Source organism: Enterococcus sp. CR-Ec1, from assembly GCF_002850555.1.
Lineage (GTDB): Bacteria > Bacillota > Bacilli > Lactobacillales > Enterococcaceae > Enterococcus_D > Enterococcus_D entomosocium.
Genome location: NZ_CP025223.1, coordinates 2,360,652 through 2,374,399, shown reverse-complemented (window position 1 = coordinate 2,374,399; position 13,748 = coordinate 2,360,652). Strand labels below are relative to the sequence as shown.

Genomic DNA, 13,748 nt, shown 5'->3' with positions numbered 1-13,748 from the left:
AAGGAGAGATTCACGTGAAAATGGTCATTGAAGAAATTGAATACCGTTATTTTCTTCAATACGGGAAGTATTTGGATTATTTCTACCAACAATATATGCAAGCGAATGTCGAAGATCCTGATGTTGAAAAAGGGATCGCCGAGATTCAGCGACTGGTTGAAGAAGAAAGGTATCATTATATCAGGGAACGAATCCGCATCACACGCAAAGCCAAAAAAAGTATTCCATTAGCTGATTACCCTGATTTCAATAAACTGATTCACTGGGGGTTTACCCTTAGCAAATTATCTTTTCTTGACCCAGATACAAGTATCAACCAGCTAGAAGAAAAGGATTCTCCTTGATCGGGGGCTAGGCAAAAAGCAGGTGATGAAACTGAAAAAAGGCAGACAAGCACATAAAGTACTTGATGAATCAGGGTTCAGCCTTGTTGAGATCCTTGGAGCGATCGTCATTCTCGGGATCGCAATGGTCATGATCGCCATGCTGATCATCCAAAACAACCTGATCCTTAGCTACAATACCCGAATGGAAGAGGCCATCGCAGCACGAGATGATGTCAAGGAATGGCTAATATACCGGGCACAGACTCAAGACTTGGCGGATTTGAATATCGGGATCTTTACGGCTAGACCTTCTTGGATGATGGTCGATCCAGATGATCCCTCAGAAGTTCGCCGACACCATTTGGTCCTCGATAATTCAGGGATTCAATACAATGCGCAAGGGCAACCGATGTATGAAGAAATCCCGATTGCTGTAGATGATCTCAATCGGGGCCGATTTATTCGCAAGGTGGTATACGATCATTCTGGCGCTCATTTGCCGCAGCCCTTGGTAAATTCGGAAGAAAATCGCCTCTATATGGGAACGTACTTGTCGGAGAATGAAGAAACCACCAACTATTTGGTCAAGGTCTCCATTCGCGAAGACCCCAGACATGGACTGCGAGAAGACAGTTACGACCGTCGTCAGCTCGGGCTCGGACTTATTATTCAGGTCTTCGATAAACAAACGGGCGCATTTTTGACAGAAACGTATCTGCATTGGGTAGTAGACTATTGAAAGGGCTGACTGTTCTTTCGGAAGTTGCAAAGGAGGGGGGCAGATGAAGCATCGATTACAGGATGAGCAAGGAATCACGCTTGTCGAATTGTTAGGGGCGATGGTCATATTCGGCATCATCATTGCACTCTTTTCTGGGACACTCTTTTTGATCGTCCAAGCCTCTGTTCGTCAAGGTCGAATTGCTGCCTTTCAAGGGATAGCGAATGAAATCTTGGCGCAAGCAGACCAAATCGCCAAAATTGATGGTATCTATGAACATGCGGGGTATTTAGGAAAATATGATAGTCTTCTTTTCCACGAGGAACATATTGTCAAAACAATGCCTGAAGGAACCTTAGGGGCAACGATTACGGAAGAGGGCAGTCCGCGAATGGTTGTGACGGATATCACAGATACCAACAATATTCGTGCCAGAGTCTATGATACGAAAGATCCTACGATTAAGTTAAAGATCATTCAACAAAAAAATGAGAATGAAGCGACGTTGACCCATCACTATACGCCAAATTATCGCGATACGTTCAGTATCCAGACCAAGTTTTTCGTTTTATTTTACACGGAAACGATCAACTTTGCGGATTATTATGATGATTTGACTGGCTGGTGGCAGATGGAGGATCTGGTCACTGATTACCACAAGCAGATTATCTATAAACGAGAATTTACGATCAATTATCGTGACAATGAGAAAGCAAGAGGGGGGGTACCCGGGAATGGAAGATGGTAGACAAAATGAAGCTGGTTTTGCGCTGATTTATGCCCTCGCGGCGATCATTCTTTCCTCTTTGATGATTGGCTTGGTCTTCCTTGTTGCTCGAAATGTCAATTCACAAATTCGAACGATAGATAGCTTCCGTCGAGTGGAAGATGTACACGAATATTCCTTTCAACTCGCTTCTCAGGAGCTAAAACTGAGAATAGATGATTTCATCACTCGAACCATGCAGAATGGCGGCTTCTATTCTAATAATAATGACTGGCAAGACCATCTAGATAACGAATTGAGATTTGTGCTGGACGAAGTCGATGTGAATGAGACCATCGATGATAAATTTTCTTTTACCTCCTCTGTCGTTGACTATGAATATAATGAGATCGCCCCTTATGTAATGACCAAATCTGGTGGGGAGCAAGGATGGATCCAATCCGCCTCGATGCTGCCAGATAAAACCAATCTTCAAATCATTATTCAAATTCAATCGCAAGTCACGGATCAGACGCAATTGGCTGAAGGGCAACCGCGAGTACATACAGCTTCTGCCGAATATATCTATGAAATGCAGCTTGAAGAAGAAGACCTCGAACAAAGACAAACACAGCTGGATATTTGGCGAAACATTTTTTATCCCTATTACTTACCCTCTACAGCAGGGCAAGCTGTATCCGCCGATACTTGGGTTCGAAAATTGTTTGAAGTCGCCGATTTTCAACGCGTACGTCCATCGTTTGATTATCTCGCTTTTGAATCGGATGACTTCTTGCAATTCGGGTTTGCCAACAATGTCCTGCAAGATTTTCAAGACGGCAGATTTTTAGATTTTCGAACAAAGCCGATTCTTAATTGGCTGCATTTCGATGGTTCCTTTTTCTTTAATCATGGGGTCCAGATGGAAGGACAGGGAAGCGGGCAATTTTCGTCAAAAAGTCTGCTTGCGATCCAGAATGATGGCGGACAGCCTAGTAACGGGTTGAACGTGATCAAAGACATCTTCTTGCAAGCCGGTTTAGGAATGTATATCGATTTGGGCAGTCGAGCTGGCAGTCGCTTGGTCCTCTCACAAGCATATACGGATATCCTTGCTGGAAACGTATGGATCAACAACACCAATAGTTCGGCTTCGAGAGTTGAGCAAGAAGGGGTTCTCTTTGCTGAAGGCCATCTAAATGTTTCCGTAAATTCACCGGATGCGGGCACTGGGTTAGGCGAATTAAATAGCAATTATTTTAATTTTTATCATCGAGAAGCCACGAAACAGAATCCTGCGGCAGATGGTAGTTTGACGTTTATGAAGCCGTCGATGGTTCTGACGAGCAGCAATTTTTATGCGGGACCAGTCACGGAAGGCTCGATCGTGCATAGTACCGAAGATACGGAACGAAGGATTACTGTTTATGGTGATTTTATGCTGACGAATACGATGATGCCTAGTGGTGGAACAATCGATGATTTCTCGTATTTTCAGAATCAAAATCAATTCACAGTGCCCCATGACCCGTCAAGAATCACATTGGATGGCAGCAATACCATAATGGAGGTTCACGGGCTTTCATTTATCGATGCGCCGAAAACTGCTCGTAGATTGGCATTAGCAGAAGCCGGCAGTTCAGCGGTTTTTGATTCTTATTATGAAGATCCAGCGTATTGGAATCAAATCACCTTAAAAAATGGTGCCCAGCTGATCTTGGGTCATACAGGCGTTGAACCCTTTCATTTAGCTGTGGATAGAGAGTCGACCTTTGTCATGGAAATACTGCCAGATTTGGCATTATTTGACCCGACTTTTTTAGCAACAGGGGCTCATAACCGTCGTCTTGAAGGAACGGTCGTTCTTGTACCTTACTATATGGATGACCAGGTGGAACTAGAAAATCAACTGCAACAATTAGGCGTCAATTATCGCGTCCGCGACTTTGAAAGTCAGGCGCAACCGGGGGAGGTAACGATCCTCAGAAGTTTTTTGGATCGAAACATGTGGTCTGATGATGAAGCATATTTAACCGTTACACGAATGTTTGACTATATCAACAAACTCGATTATTGAAAGGAGGGCGCCAGTTGCCGCAATCAAGTGAAAGAACGCCACGTAGAAAACCTAGAAGGCCTCTCAAAAAGTCAGAGAACACCACAAGTTCAACCACTGCTGAGAAAACACAAACAGGCAACCTGTTTGACTTAGAGATCAGCTCAGAGGTTTTGTCCTTGATCCCCCGCTCGTTTGCCAAACAGCACAGCGTCTTTCCATTAGAAAAAAAAGGCAACCGCTTGACCGTTGCGATGGCAAACCCTGGGGATTATGCGGCGATCAATGAAATGCGTTTAATCACTGGGTTATTGATTCGTCCGCAAAAAGCCCACAATGCCGATATCCAACAACTGATCGTTCGCGATTACCCTTCTGAGATCAGTTTGGATGGCTTGAGCGACTCTCTCGTTGAAACCATCGACCCAGAAGGCGACTCAAAATTAGATGATTCGCCGATTGTCAAATTGGTCAATACCCTGCTGCAAGATGCGGTGGATCGGGGCGCCAGTGATATCCATTTCGATCCCCAAGAAAAAGGATTAGTCGTCCGCTTACGGGTCGATGGGGAGCTTCGCACCCATGAAAACTTGCCTAAGAGTATTCAGACTGGTGTTACTTCACGACTGAAAATCATTTCCTCCTTGGATATCACCGAAACACGTGTGCCACAAGATGGTCGGGCAATGATTCGTAACGGGGGCAACGTGGTTGATTTACGGGTCTCGGTTTTACCTGTCATTCATGGGGAGAAAGTCGTGATTCGGGTGTTGGATCGCTCCAGTGGCATTCGGCGCCTAGATGAGTTTCGCTTTGAACCGAAGGTATTGGCAACCTTTAAAGCGATTTTGCATAAACCCCACGGGATCATTCTTGTCACTGGGCCGACGGGATCAGGGAAATCATCTTCCTTGTATGCGGCGCTGCAAGAGTTGAACACGCCGGAGATCAATATTATCACCGTCGAAGACCCAGTAGAGTTTCAGCTGCAAGGCATCAACCAAGTGGCAGTCAACAGCAACGTCGGTTTGACCTTTTCCGCTGGGTTACGATCGATCTTGCGGCAAGACCCTAATGTCGTGATGGTGGGAGAGATTCGAGATGGCGAAACGGCGGAGATTGCGATTCGGGCTTCCATGACCGGGCACTTGGTATTATCCACCCTGCATACCAACGATTCCGTCAGTACCATCAATCGCTTAGTCGATATGGGGGTAGAACCGTTTCTGGTCGCCAATGCGTTAGAAGGCATCTTAGCTCAACGGCTCGTCCGAACCCTTTGTTCTTCTTGTAAGACAGTAGGACCAGCCAGCGACAAGGACAAGCAGTTATTTGAATCCTATGGCATCACGGTCACGGAACTGGCACAACCCGTTGGCTGTCCAAAGTGTGGCAATACAGGATTCAAAGGGCGAATGGCCGTCCAAGAGCTGTTGACGATCGATGCTAAGCTGCGCCGGATGATCACGAACAAAGCGACCAACGACCAGCTGATGGATTATGTTCAGGAACGAAAGATGCGCTTTTTGTTGGATGATGGGTTAGACAAAGTGCAACAAGGCTTTTCCACCATCGAAGAAGTCTTGAAGGTGGTCGCTGCAGAAGAGTGAGGCGCTGATTGATTTATCGGTGATCCAGGGATCACCGGAGAACTACATACATTGTTTTAGAAGAAAATGCACATAGAAAGGGGCTGGTTTAATGGATCAAACGAGAGTGGCAACACAAGAGCGAGCAACCAAAAGGGCGACGAGAGAAAAAACAGCTCCGACCCGTACCCGCATTCGGGAAAATCGTGAACTGAGAGAAAAAAAACGTGCCCACAGTCGCCAGAGCGATCAAGACCGATCTGTCTCGACGCGGGAGATCATTCAAAAAGCAGAACGGCAAGCAGTGACAAAAACGACGACTGCCAGCAGTACACAGGGCGTCAATCGCAACGAAGCGGCGCAATTTGCTGCCATGTCACCTAAAGAGCGGATCGATCATTGGTTGATGATCGCCGTCGAACAAAAAGCATCGGATATCCATTTAGTCGAAGGCGTACCGCCGATTTTTCGTCGCCACGGCGACTTGCTACCGATCGAAGGGGTTCCGACCATCGACACCAAGGACATCGAAGCCATTGCCGAAATCCTTTGCAACCAACGGCAATGGGAGGAATTCAAGGGAAAAGGCGAGACCGACTTGGCCTACGAACTAGGCGACATCTGTCGCTTTCGGGTCAATATTTTCCGCCAAAAAGATACCGTTTCGATCGCCTTGCGGCAGATCCCCATCGAGATCCCGAAGCTAAGCAAACTCGGTATGCCGACCGTCTTGCGGACTCTGATCCATAAAAGCCAAGGCTTGTTCTTAGTTACAGGGCCGACCGGTTCAGGGAAATCAACGACACTGGCTGCGATGCTGGACTATTTGAATGATACCAAAAAGACGCATATTTTGACGTTGGAAGACCCGATTGAGTACATCCATAACCACAAAAAAAGCATCGTTGCCCAGCGCGAAGTCGGCAGCGACACCATGTCCTTTGGCAATGGCTTACGAGCTGCCCTGCGTCAAGATCCAGACGTCATCTTAGTAGGGGAGCTACGAGATTTTGAAACAATCTCGATTGCTTTGACGGCAGCGGAAACGGGACACTTGGTATTAGGAACCTTGCATACGTCAAGTGCCCCAGCGACTATTGAACGGATCGTCGATGTCTTTCCTGCCGATCAGCAGACTCAGATTCGTACACAGCTTGCTGGCGCATTACTAGGGATCTTCTCCCAGCGCTTGCTGCCAACGATCGATGGCAACGGACGGGTAGCAGCAACCGAAATGATGCTCAATACCCGAGGGATCGCCAGCTTGATCCGTCAAGGGAAAACCCACCAGATCCATAATATGCTGCAGATGGGAAAAAACGAAGGCATGCATACCATGAGCGCTTCTTTAGAAGAACTCGTTGCTGCGGAACGGGTCGATGCCGATGTGGCAGATAACTTGATGGAGGAAGGGGGCGAATAGCCGATGGCACTCTTTGCCTATCAAGGCACCAATGTCCGAGGCGAAACGTTTTCTGGCAGCTTACGTGCCAATTCCTCCGTTGAAGCCCGCCAAAAGCTGCGCCAAAAGCATATCAAAGTCAACAGTTTGATCGAACAGCCAGAAACCTTGGCGAATAAAGAGATTCAACTCTTTACAAAAGTTTCGTTAAAACTGCTGGTAGGGTATTTGCGCCAGTTTTCGACATTGATCGCTTCGGGGATCACGATTGTTGATGCCTCACGAATGCTGGAAGAGCAACAAAAAAACCCGAATTTCAAGAAAATTCTTGGCGAAGTTCGGGATGAGATTGATAGCGGACGCCCGCTCTCAGAAGCCTACAAAGATCATCCCAATGCCTTTCCGACACTTCTGACCAGTGTCATCGCTGTTTCGGAGATGTCTGGATCACTGGAAGGAAATTTGAAGGATATGGCGGATTACTATGAAAAAAGCGCTGAAAACCGCAGCGGGATCGTCACAGCGATGGTCTATCCGATTATTTTAGTGATTTTAACCTTTATCGTGGGGATCATTTTATTGGTGATGATCGTACCGATGTTCGTGGAAGTATTTGAAGGATTTGATGCGGATCTGCCGACGATCACCGTCGTAACGATGGCGATCAGCGAGTTCCTTCAGACCAGAGGGTGGGTTTTAGCCGTCTTGATCGTCGGATTTTTCGTCGGACTGTGGATCGCGCGACGCAATCCAACCTTCGATTTCGCTTTTCAAAGTTTTCTATTACGTATTCCGTTGGTGGGCGATATGATCACCAAAAATAGTTTTTCATTATTTATGACAACCATGTCGACACTGCTTAGCAGCTCTGTCGGTATGGTGACCGCCTTGAATATGAGTCGGGATGTCGTTTCCAATAAATACATCAAGCGAATCATCGATAATTGTGCCTTTCAAATTGAAGAAGGTGGCAAGATGAGTGATATCTTTCGTGGCAACATGATGGTCCCGATGTTAGTGACCCAGATGGTCGAGATTGGCGAAAGTACTGGTTCCCTAGAGGACATGCTGAAACGATTGAGTATCATCTATCAAAAAGAAGTTGATGAAACCAGTAAGCGACTGAAAACGATCATGGAACCGATTGTCATCTTGATAATCTGTGTGATCGTTGGCTTGATCGTTGCGGCGATCATGATCCCGATGTTCGATTTATTCGGTGCGATCCAAGGGTAATGAATTTTGGTATTATCAAGCCACCTAGACGGCTTGTTTAATATATATGGAAGAAACAGGAGGAGTAAACACACTATGATTGATGCAATTTTATCAGAAGAAACAACGGACAATCGATTGAATAAATTATTGAAAGACGAGCGCGGCCTCTCCTTGGTCGAGTTGCTGGCAGTAGTCGTTATCTTAGCGATCATCGCTGGGATCGGGGTTATTGCGATTGGGAACGTGATTCAAAATTCACGGGAAGATGCAGCTGTTGCAGATGTACAACAAGCATTTTCAGCAGCAATATTGTACCAATCAACGAATCGTACATTAAACAATGGAACAGCAGGAGCAGCAAATTTTGATTTGGCAGATGTGATTGAAGACGGCTTGTTGAGTGCAAATGCGTGGACATCAGTGTCAGCAAATGCTCCAGGCACAGTCCAATTCTATGTTTCAGCAGATGGTGAACTTACAATGTTTGTTCCAGGTGATGTTTTGAGAGCAGGGCAAGTAACCAATGATCCTGTGGGAGCAGCAAATGCTGGTTATAGTCAGAGTCAAATCAATGCTTTAACACGAGATGATCTATTTACACGACCTTAAGTCACTAACCTGACCTAAGGTGTATGGCAACTCAACCCCCAGGAAAAAAGGAGTTTTTTATGAACGAAATTTTGCAACAGATCCCAATGGGCCTAATCATTGGATATCTTTTCATCATAGGAATGTGTCTAGGTTCTTTTCTCCTAGTGGTTGGTTGGCGGGTTCCCAAAAAGGAATCCCTGCTGACTCGCTCGCACTGTGATGACTGCCAACAGACATTAGGTGCAAGGGACCTCATTCCAGTTTTATCATACCTTATTTTAAAAGGCAAGTGCCGTAAGTGTCAAAAAAAGATCCCGCTGATTGCTTTTCTTTATGAAGTGTTGATCGGCATGCTATTTACGGGTACGACCTTGCTGTTTTGGGGCACTGCTGAAGTGATTGCCGCTTGGTGTTTATTAGCCTTATTAGCCATTATTTCTGCCAGCGACATCTTCTATCAGCTGATCCCCAATAAAGTGTTAGTCCCTTTTTTCGCCGGAGGGATCGGTTTACGGTTGATCCAACCGCAAAATGAATTTTGGTGGTATTGGCTCGTTGGCTTCTTTGCTGGCTTCTTGCCATTGTATATCTTAGCGGAGCTCAGTAAAAAAGGCATGGGTGGCGGCGATATCAAATTATTTGCCGTCTTAGGCGTGTATATCGGCCCAGTACAAGTCTTGACCGTTTTATTTGTCGCTTCTTGCTTGGCAGTGATCTTTTACGTGATCCAAATGCTACGGGGCAAAGTCAAAAGCCGCTACATTGCTTTTGGTCCCTTTATCGCCATTGATACCGGCATGGTTTATCTTGGCAGCGGCTGGTTCCTTTGAATTGGGTTGCTGACCTTGGCGTTTGCTTGATTTGCTAAGCAAGCGTTGTACATAGAAATAACGTTGGTTCCTTCATATAAAACCAACAAGAAGAAAGCAGGTCCTCGTATGTTTGGCAAAAAAACAATTCCCCGCTTAGTAGGGATCGACATCCAAAAAAACTGCATCCGTTACTGTACCAAAAAAGGTGACCGTCTCAAATACGGCGAGCTGGTTGTGAATGGTACGATTTTTAAAGATGATAAGCTGCGCAATCCTGATAGTCTTGAAGCCGCCTTCAATGAGATTGCCAAACGCTTGGGATTACGCACGATGTGTGTGGTGATCACGGCACTAAATTCTCGTCTGCTGATCAAACAGATCCCAATCGGTAAGATGAACTCGGAAAAAGAGATTCGCGAGTACTTGTATTTTGAATTGGGGGAGTCCATCTCTTTGCCTTTTGAAAACCCGATTTTTGATCTACTGATCCTTGGTAAAGGCAACAAGGAAAAAGCACCAAAAGCACAAAAGAAAAAAGCAAGCAAGAAGGAAGAAAAAGCAGAGCCGCAAGCTGTGGTCATCCAGCGGAATCGGTTTACCATCAATGGCAATGTGCCAGTCGTGGTCACATCAGAGCCGATTTTGATTCAACTAGGCGATACATTGAAAAAAGGCGGCCATCAGTTGATGGGCGTCGATTGCAGTTTTCTGGCGTATAGTCGCATGTTTCAGCGACAGATCAACTGGAGTGAAAATTTCGTGCTGGTCGAGTTAGATGCTGGCATCGCTAATATCACCTTTTTTGAAGAATTGGTGCCGACTTACGTGCAGTATGAAGATTATAATCAAGCCAACTGGAAATATATTGAAAAAGCCCAATCTGTGCAAGTGAACTTTAGGGAAAGTGCGGAGATCCAAGCACTGGAAGGGTTAGCAGAAACCTTGAATTCGGTGATTGCTTACTATTATCAGGAAATCTCGCCTGATTGTGAATTGAAAAAAATCTACTTAGTCGGCGGTCATCCAATGCTGCGGAAAGAAGTCCAAGAAATATTTCATGAGTTGTCTTCTTTGCCGGTCAAAACGATTTCCGCAAAAGTAAGTGAAACCAGCAAGAAAAAAATTCCCGACCGCTATATCTTGGCTGCGGGATTAGCGACGAAAGAGGTGTAACCATGAACATCAATCTATTGCCTAATAAATTTATCCGTAATCGGGCGTTTGAAGTCATTCTTTCGGTTTCGCTTCTCCTTTCGCTAGTAGTCGTTGGGGTTTGTGGGTTAGGCTTTTGGTATTATCAAAGGCTGGTGACCAATAATCAAAGCAGTATCATGTCTAGTCAAGCAGAGCGCATCGTTTTCCAGCGTCAGTTAGAAGAGATGCTGGCATCAAAATCACAAGAGCTACAAGAATTCATCGTCCTGCAAAAGCAAGAGAAATATTTCACGGCTCCCATTATGGAAACCTTTGAGGAAGTGGCATCAGGGATCGATGTGACCATCAATTCGTATAATTTGCTGCTAAATGGTGAGGGGACAATGTCCGAAACAGCCCAAGACGGCACACCATTGTTTCCTTCGGTGAACTTGGCGGTCCAAGGAGATGTTTATGAAAGTCTGATTCGCCTTAAATCGGCTTTTGAAGCAATTGATTGGGTACATCATGTGACTTATCAATCTTTTTCTCATAGTTCAACGCCGCAAGATGGGCGCATCACTGTCTACCTCTCACGAATCGCTGCACCACAAGTGATCAGTGAAGAGAGCGAAGAGGAAAGCGAGGTGGAAGCGGATGACTAAAGTCTTTTTCTCCAAAAAACACATCATCATCTCCGCGGTAATTGCGTTAGTTCTCGCTACCTCAGTACTCATTTTCTGGCTATTTTTACTGAATCCCAAACGTGCCGAAGGGATCGAATTGGCTCAGGAATTAGCTGGGATCGAAGCTGAGATCCGTGACATTCAGGAACAGCTGGTCTACCTGCAAGCGGAACCAGACCTTCTTTCCTCAGAGACGGTCAATGAGGTGCCAATCATTCCCAATGGTATGGCGATCGAGTCTTATTTTACCGATCTCGCTGCCCTTGAAACGGAATTGCCGATCACGATTTTGCAATCGACCTTTAATGAAGAGATGCTTTACCCTACACCAGAACAACTGGCGGATCAGACCGGTGACAATCCTTTGGCTACGCAATTTCGGGTCACAAGGATCGGCTTTGACCTCCTGAGTGAGACGAATGAAGGAATCGTGCGTTTTATTGATCGGATGGAAAACCTGAATCGCTTTTTAAAAGTGGAATCAGTCGAATATCGGCAAGGAAGTAATACGTCAGGAGCAGATGCGTTTTCGGCAAGTGTCGTTATCAAGCTGTATTATCTATCGAGCTTTGAAACGGGACAAGAACTGTTGGAGTAATCAAAGGAAAGGGGTGCCTAGATGAAATCATTTACTGTTCTGGCGACTGTCTCGAAAATCAAATTGGCTACCGCTGCATTAGGGGGCTTTATCGTAATTTCTATCTTGTATGCGGTCTTTGCTATCCATGGTGGCAATTCTTATGAAGTGTCCGGTCACTTTGACCCAGAAACAGGACAATATGTATTGACGATCGAATCGGAACAAGCCGCTGGCGAGACGCTTTTCTTGATGGCAAATCATGAAGCGCTGGTGTCATTAGAAATGTTTGAAATGCTTGAGCTTGAGGAAGCGACCTTGCATCCAGCTGAACAAGAGGGTGTTTATGGTGTGGCGATCGAAGTGGCGCCTACGGAAGAAACGTTGTCCTTGGCATTACCAGTTTCTTTAGGAGAAGAAGAAGCCATCGAATTTGTCCTTAAGCGGGGAAATCGGACGCTGCAAAAAATCGCTCCGCCTTCTCTCGAGGAACGACAAGCCTTGCGATTGGAAGCTGACAAGGCTGTAGAAGAAGTAGCCTTGCTTGACATTCAGCAGCAGGAAACCAATGAGTCAGCGGCAGTCGAACTGCTTTCAGAACGGGTGACGCAAGGAGAGCGTGCCGAAGTTTCGGACTATCAAGCGCTGCGGGATGCTTTTAGTGATTCATCGATCTCTGAAATCGTGTTTCTCGCTGACATTACCGCTGATTATACGGATGAGGCCAACAATCGTTTAACAGCGTTGGATCGGTCGGTGTCCATCGATGGGAATGGCTTTACCTTAACCACACCGAAGCGTTTCAACACGAACGGGACACCAAACTATAGCACGAATCCTACTGGACGTTTCTTTGAACTGACGACTACCCATGATCATCAGCCAGCGGTCTTTGAGTTGAAAAATATGACGATCGATTTTCAGGGAAACAATCTAGGATTAAACGCGTTGATCTATCAACAATCGTTGGCAGCCTCAGCTTTTTGGACGGTCAAAATAGAAAATATCGAGGCAAAAAGTGGTGTGCTAGAGGGAAGTACAGGCAATAATTTCCTTTATTTGCAACAAGGAAATCTCGAGATTCGCGGAACGTTCCATTGGGTGGCTCACAGGAACCCAGCCGCGGGCAACAGTTCAGATACTGGCAGCTTTAATGTCAAAAGTGTCTTGATCACAGATGAGGCGGATGTCAAGATCTCAAATACGCAGCCGATTTTTCGGCTCCGACCAGACAACAATAATATCTCAACCTCGTTTCGGGTCAATAAGGGTTCCAAAGTAGATCTCTATAGTGTCCAGTGGCAAGCAATTTGGGCAAATCTCGAAGGACGTACTAACGAGGTGATTTTTGAAGTCGATGGAGAAGGCACGGTCTTAAATGCCTCGTCACAAATGAATTTAGCGGGAGCGAACGGCGCAATCATTTCCTTGATTGGACAACGGGATGAAACGCAAAATAAGTTTTCTCGTACGATTATTTCTGGTGGTGCGGTCGTAAACTCCTATTCTAGAGCGCCTGCTCCCACGAGTGGTGTACCGAGAGGAACCACTGCTTTTGTCAATCAAATTTCAAAAGCGGGATCGACCACCAAACTCGGCGGCAATGTGACGGTAACTGGGGAAGGGTCGCAGTTTAATATGTTTGGTGATGGGCAACATCATGAGTATGGTTCAGTTATGCGGTTTCGCTTAGTCGGGGAACAGACCTTTGTGCTTGCCGACCAAGGGAAAATGAATATCGTCAAATACCACGGAAATGCGGCTGCAGTGCGGATGTACGGGCGGAACAACGAGTTCTATGTGGAGTCAGCCGGTCAGTTGAATATCTTTAACCATGCAGGCACCAGAACTGCGGCAGATGATGGCATCTATATTGATGAAACAGGTTTTGCCGTATTTGATCAGTAAAATGATGAAGAACGAGAATTTG

The 13,748-nt window shown here is 45.8% G+C and carries 13 protein-coding genes; all 13 read left to right on the top strand.

Annotated features, from left to right (window positions below; translation table 11 throughout):
* Nucleotides 1–20 precede the first annotated feature (20 nt).
* Nucleotides 21–344, top strand: coding sequence for a hypothetical protein (locus tag CXM95_RS11490; RefSeq protein WP_016610400.1), 324 nt, complete (start codon nucleotides 21–23; stop codon nucleotides 342–344).
* A gap of 25 nt (nucleotides 345–369) precedes the next feature.
* Complete coding sequence (locus tag CXM95_RS11485; protein WP_086316324.1) at nucleotides 370–1,065, top strand: type IV pilus modification PilV family protein; 696 nt, start codon at nucleotides 370–372, stop codon at nucleotides 1,063–1,065.
* Nucleotides 1,066–1,108: 43 nt separating this feature from the next.
* The gene (locus CXM95_RS11480; RefSeq protein WP_101699182.1) at nucleotides 1,109–1,795 is read left to right on the top strand and encodes a PulJ/GspJ family protein; all 687 of its coding nucleotides are present in this window, start codon (nucleotides 1,109–1,111) and stop codon (nucleotides 1,793–1,795) included.
* On the top strand, nucleotides 1,782–3,830 hold the full coding sequence (locus CXM95_RS11475) for a phage head-tail adapter protein (RefSeq protein WP_101699181.1): 2,049 nt from the start codon (nucleotides 1,782–1,784) through the stop codon (nucleotides 3,828–3,830). The genes CXM95_RS11480 and CXM95_RS11475 overlap by 14 nt, the downstream gene beginning before the upstream one ends.
* Before the next feature lie 14 nt (nucleotides 3,831–3,844).
* A complete protein-coding gene (locus CXM95_RS11470; RefSeq protein ID WP_223347100.1) occupies nucleotides 3,845–5,419 on the top strand; it encodes a GspE/PulE family protein in 1,575 nt (524 codons plus the stop codon).
* 91 nt (nucleotides 5,420–5,510) lie between these two features.
* Complete coding sequence (locus CXM95_RS11465; protein WP_101699180.1) at nucleotides 5,511–6,821, top strand: type IV pilus twitching motility protein PilT; 1,311 nt, start codon at nucleotides 5,511–5,513, stop codon at nucleotides 6,819–6,821.
* 3 nt (nucleotides 6,822–6,824) lie between these two features.
* Nucleotides 6,825–8,036, top strand: a complete 1,212-nt coding sequence (locus CXM95_RS11460) for a type II secretion system F family protein (RefSeq protein ID WP_086299320.1) — start codon at nucleotides 6,825–6,827, stop codon at nucleotides 8,034–8,036.
* 75 nt (nucleotides 8,037–8,111) lie between these two features.
* On the top strand, nucleotides 8,112–8,627 hold the full coding sequence (locus CXM95_RS11455; RefSeq protein ID WP_101699179.1) for a type II secretion system protein: 516 nt from the start codon (nucleotides 8,112–8,114) through the stop codon (nucleotides 8,625–8,627).
* Nucleotides 8,628–8,686: 59 nt separating this feature from the next.
* The gene (locus tag CXM95_RS11450; protein WP_101699178.1) at nucleotides 8,687–9,439 is read left to right on the top strand and encodes a prepilin peptidase; all 753 of its coding nucleotides are present in this window, start codon (nucleotides 8,687–8,689) and stop codon (nucleotides 9,437–9,439) included.
* Between the two features lie 108 nt (nucleotides 9,440–9,547).
* Entirely contained in the window at nucleotides 9,548–10,594 is a 1,047-nt protein-coding gene (gene pilM, locus CXM95_RS11445) for a type IV pilus biogenesis protein PilM (protein WP_086299321.1), read from the top strand.
* A 2-nt stretch (nucleotides 10,595–10,596) separates the two neighbouring features.
* Nucleotides 10,597–11,220 (top strand): hypothetical protein, encoded by a 624-nt coding sequence (locus tag CXM95_RS11440; protein ID WP_061054312.1) that lies wholly within the window; start codon nucleotides 10,597–10,599, stop codon nucleotides 11,218–11,220.
* Nucleotides 11,213–11,839: a hypothetical protein gene (locus tag CXM95_RS11435; RefSeq protein WP_005235123.1), complete on the top strand. Its 627-nt coding sequence runs from the start codon at nucleotides 11,213–11,215 to the stop codon at nucleotides 11,837–11,839. Before CXM95_RS11440 ends, CXM95_RS11435 begins: the two co-directional genes overlap by 8 nt.
* A gap of 21 nt (nucleotides 11,840–11,860) precedes the next feature.
* A complete protein-coding gene (locus CXM95_RS19005) occupies nucleotides 11,861–13,726 on the top strand; it encodes a pectate lyase-like adhesive domain-containing protein (protein ID WP_233499044.1) in 1,866 nt (621 codons plus the stop codon).
* Nucleotides 13,727–13,748: the final 22 nt, after the last annotated feature.

Excerpts from the sequence above, each read along its gene's own strand:
- CXM95_RS11440 (WP_061054312.1), top strand. The coding sequence starts at position 10,597 with ATGAACATCAATCTATTGCCTAATAAATTTATCCGTAATCGGGCGTTT.
- CXM95_RS11490 (WP_016610400.1), top strand. The coding sequence starts at position 21 with ATGGTCATTGAAGAAATTGAATACCGTTATTTTCTTCAATACGGGAAG.
- pilM (WP_086299321.1), top strand. The coding sequence starts at position 9,548 with ATGTTTGGCAAAAAAACAATTCCCCGCTTAGTAGGGATCGACATCCAA.
- CXM95_RS11465 (WP_101699180.1), top strand. The coding sequence starts at position 5,511 with ATGGATCAAACGAGAGTGGCAACACAAGAGCGAGCAACCAAAAGGGCG.
- CXM95_RS11475 (WP_101699181.1), top strand. The coding sequence starts at position 1,782 with ATGGAAGATGGTAGACAAAATGAAGCTGGTTTTGCGCTGATTTATGCC.
- CXM95_RS19005 (WP_233499044.1), top strand. The coding sequence starts at position 11,861 with ATGAAATCATTTACTGTTCTGGCGACTGTCTCGAAAATCAAATTGGCT.
- CXM95_RS11480 (WP_101699182.1), top strand. The coding sequence starts at position 1,109 with ATGAAGCATCGATTACAGGATGAGCAAGGAATCACGCTTGTCGAATTG.
- CXM95_RS11435 (WP_005235123.1), top strand. The coding sequence starts at position 11,213 with ATGACTAAAGTCTTTTTCTCCAAAAAACACATCATCATCTCCGCGGTA.
- CXM95_RS11450 (WP_101699178.1), top strand. The coding sequence starts at position 8,687 with ATGAACGAAATTTTGCAACAGATCCCAATGGGCCTAATCATTGGATAT.
- CXM95_RS11485 (WP_086316324.1), top strand. The coding sequence starts at position 370 with ATGAAACTGAAAAAAGGCAGACAAGCACATAAAGTACTTGATGAATCA.
- CXM95_RS11460 (WP_086299320.1), top strand. The coding sequence starts at position 6,825 with ATGGCACTCTTTGCCTATCAAGGCACCAATGTCCGAGGCGAAACGTTT.
- CXM95_RS11455 (WP_101699179.1), top strand. The coding sequence starts at position 8,112 with ATGATTGATGCAATTTTATCAGAAGAAACAACGGACAATCGATTGAAT.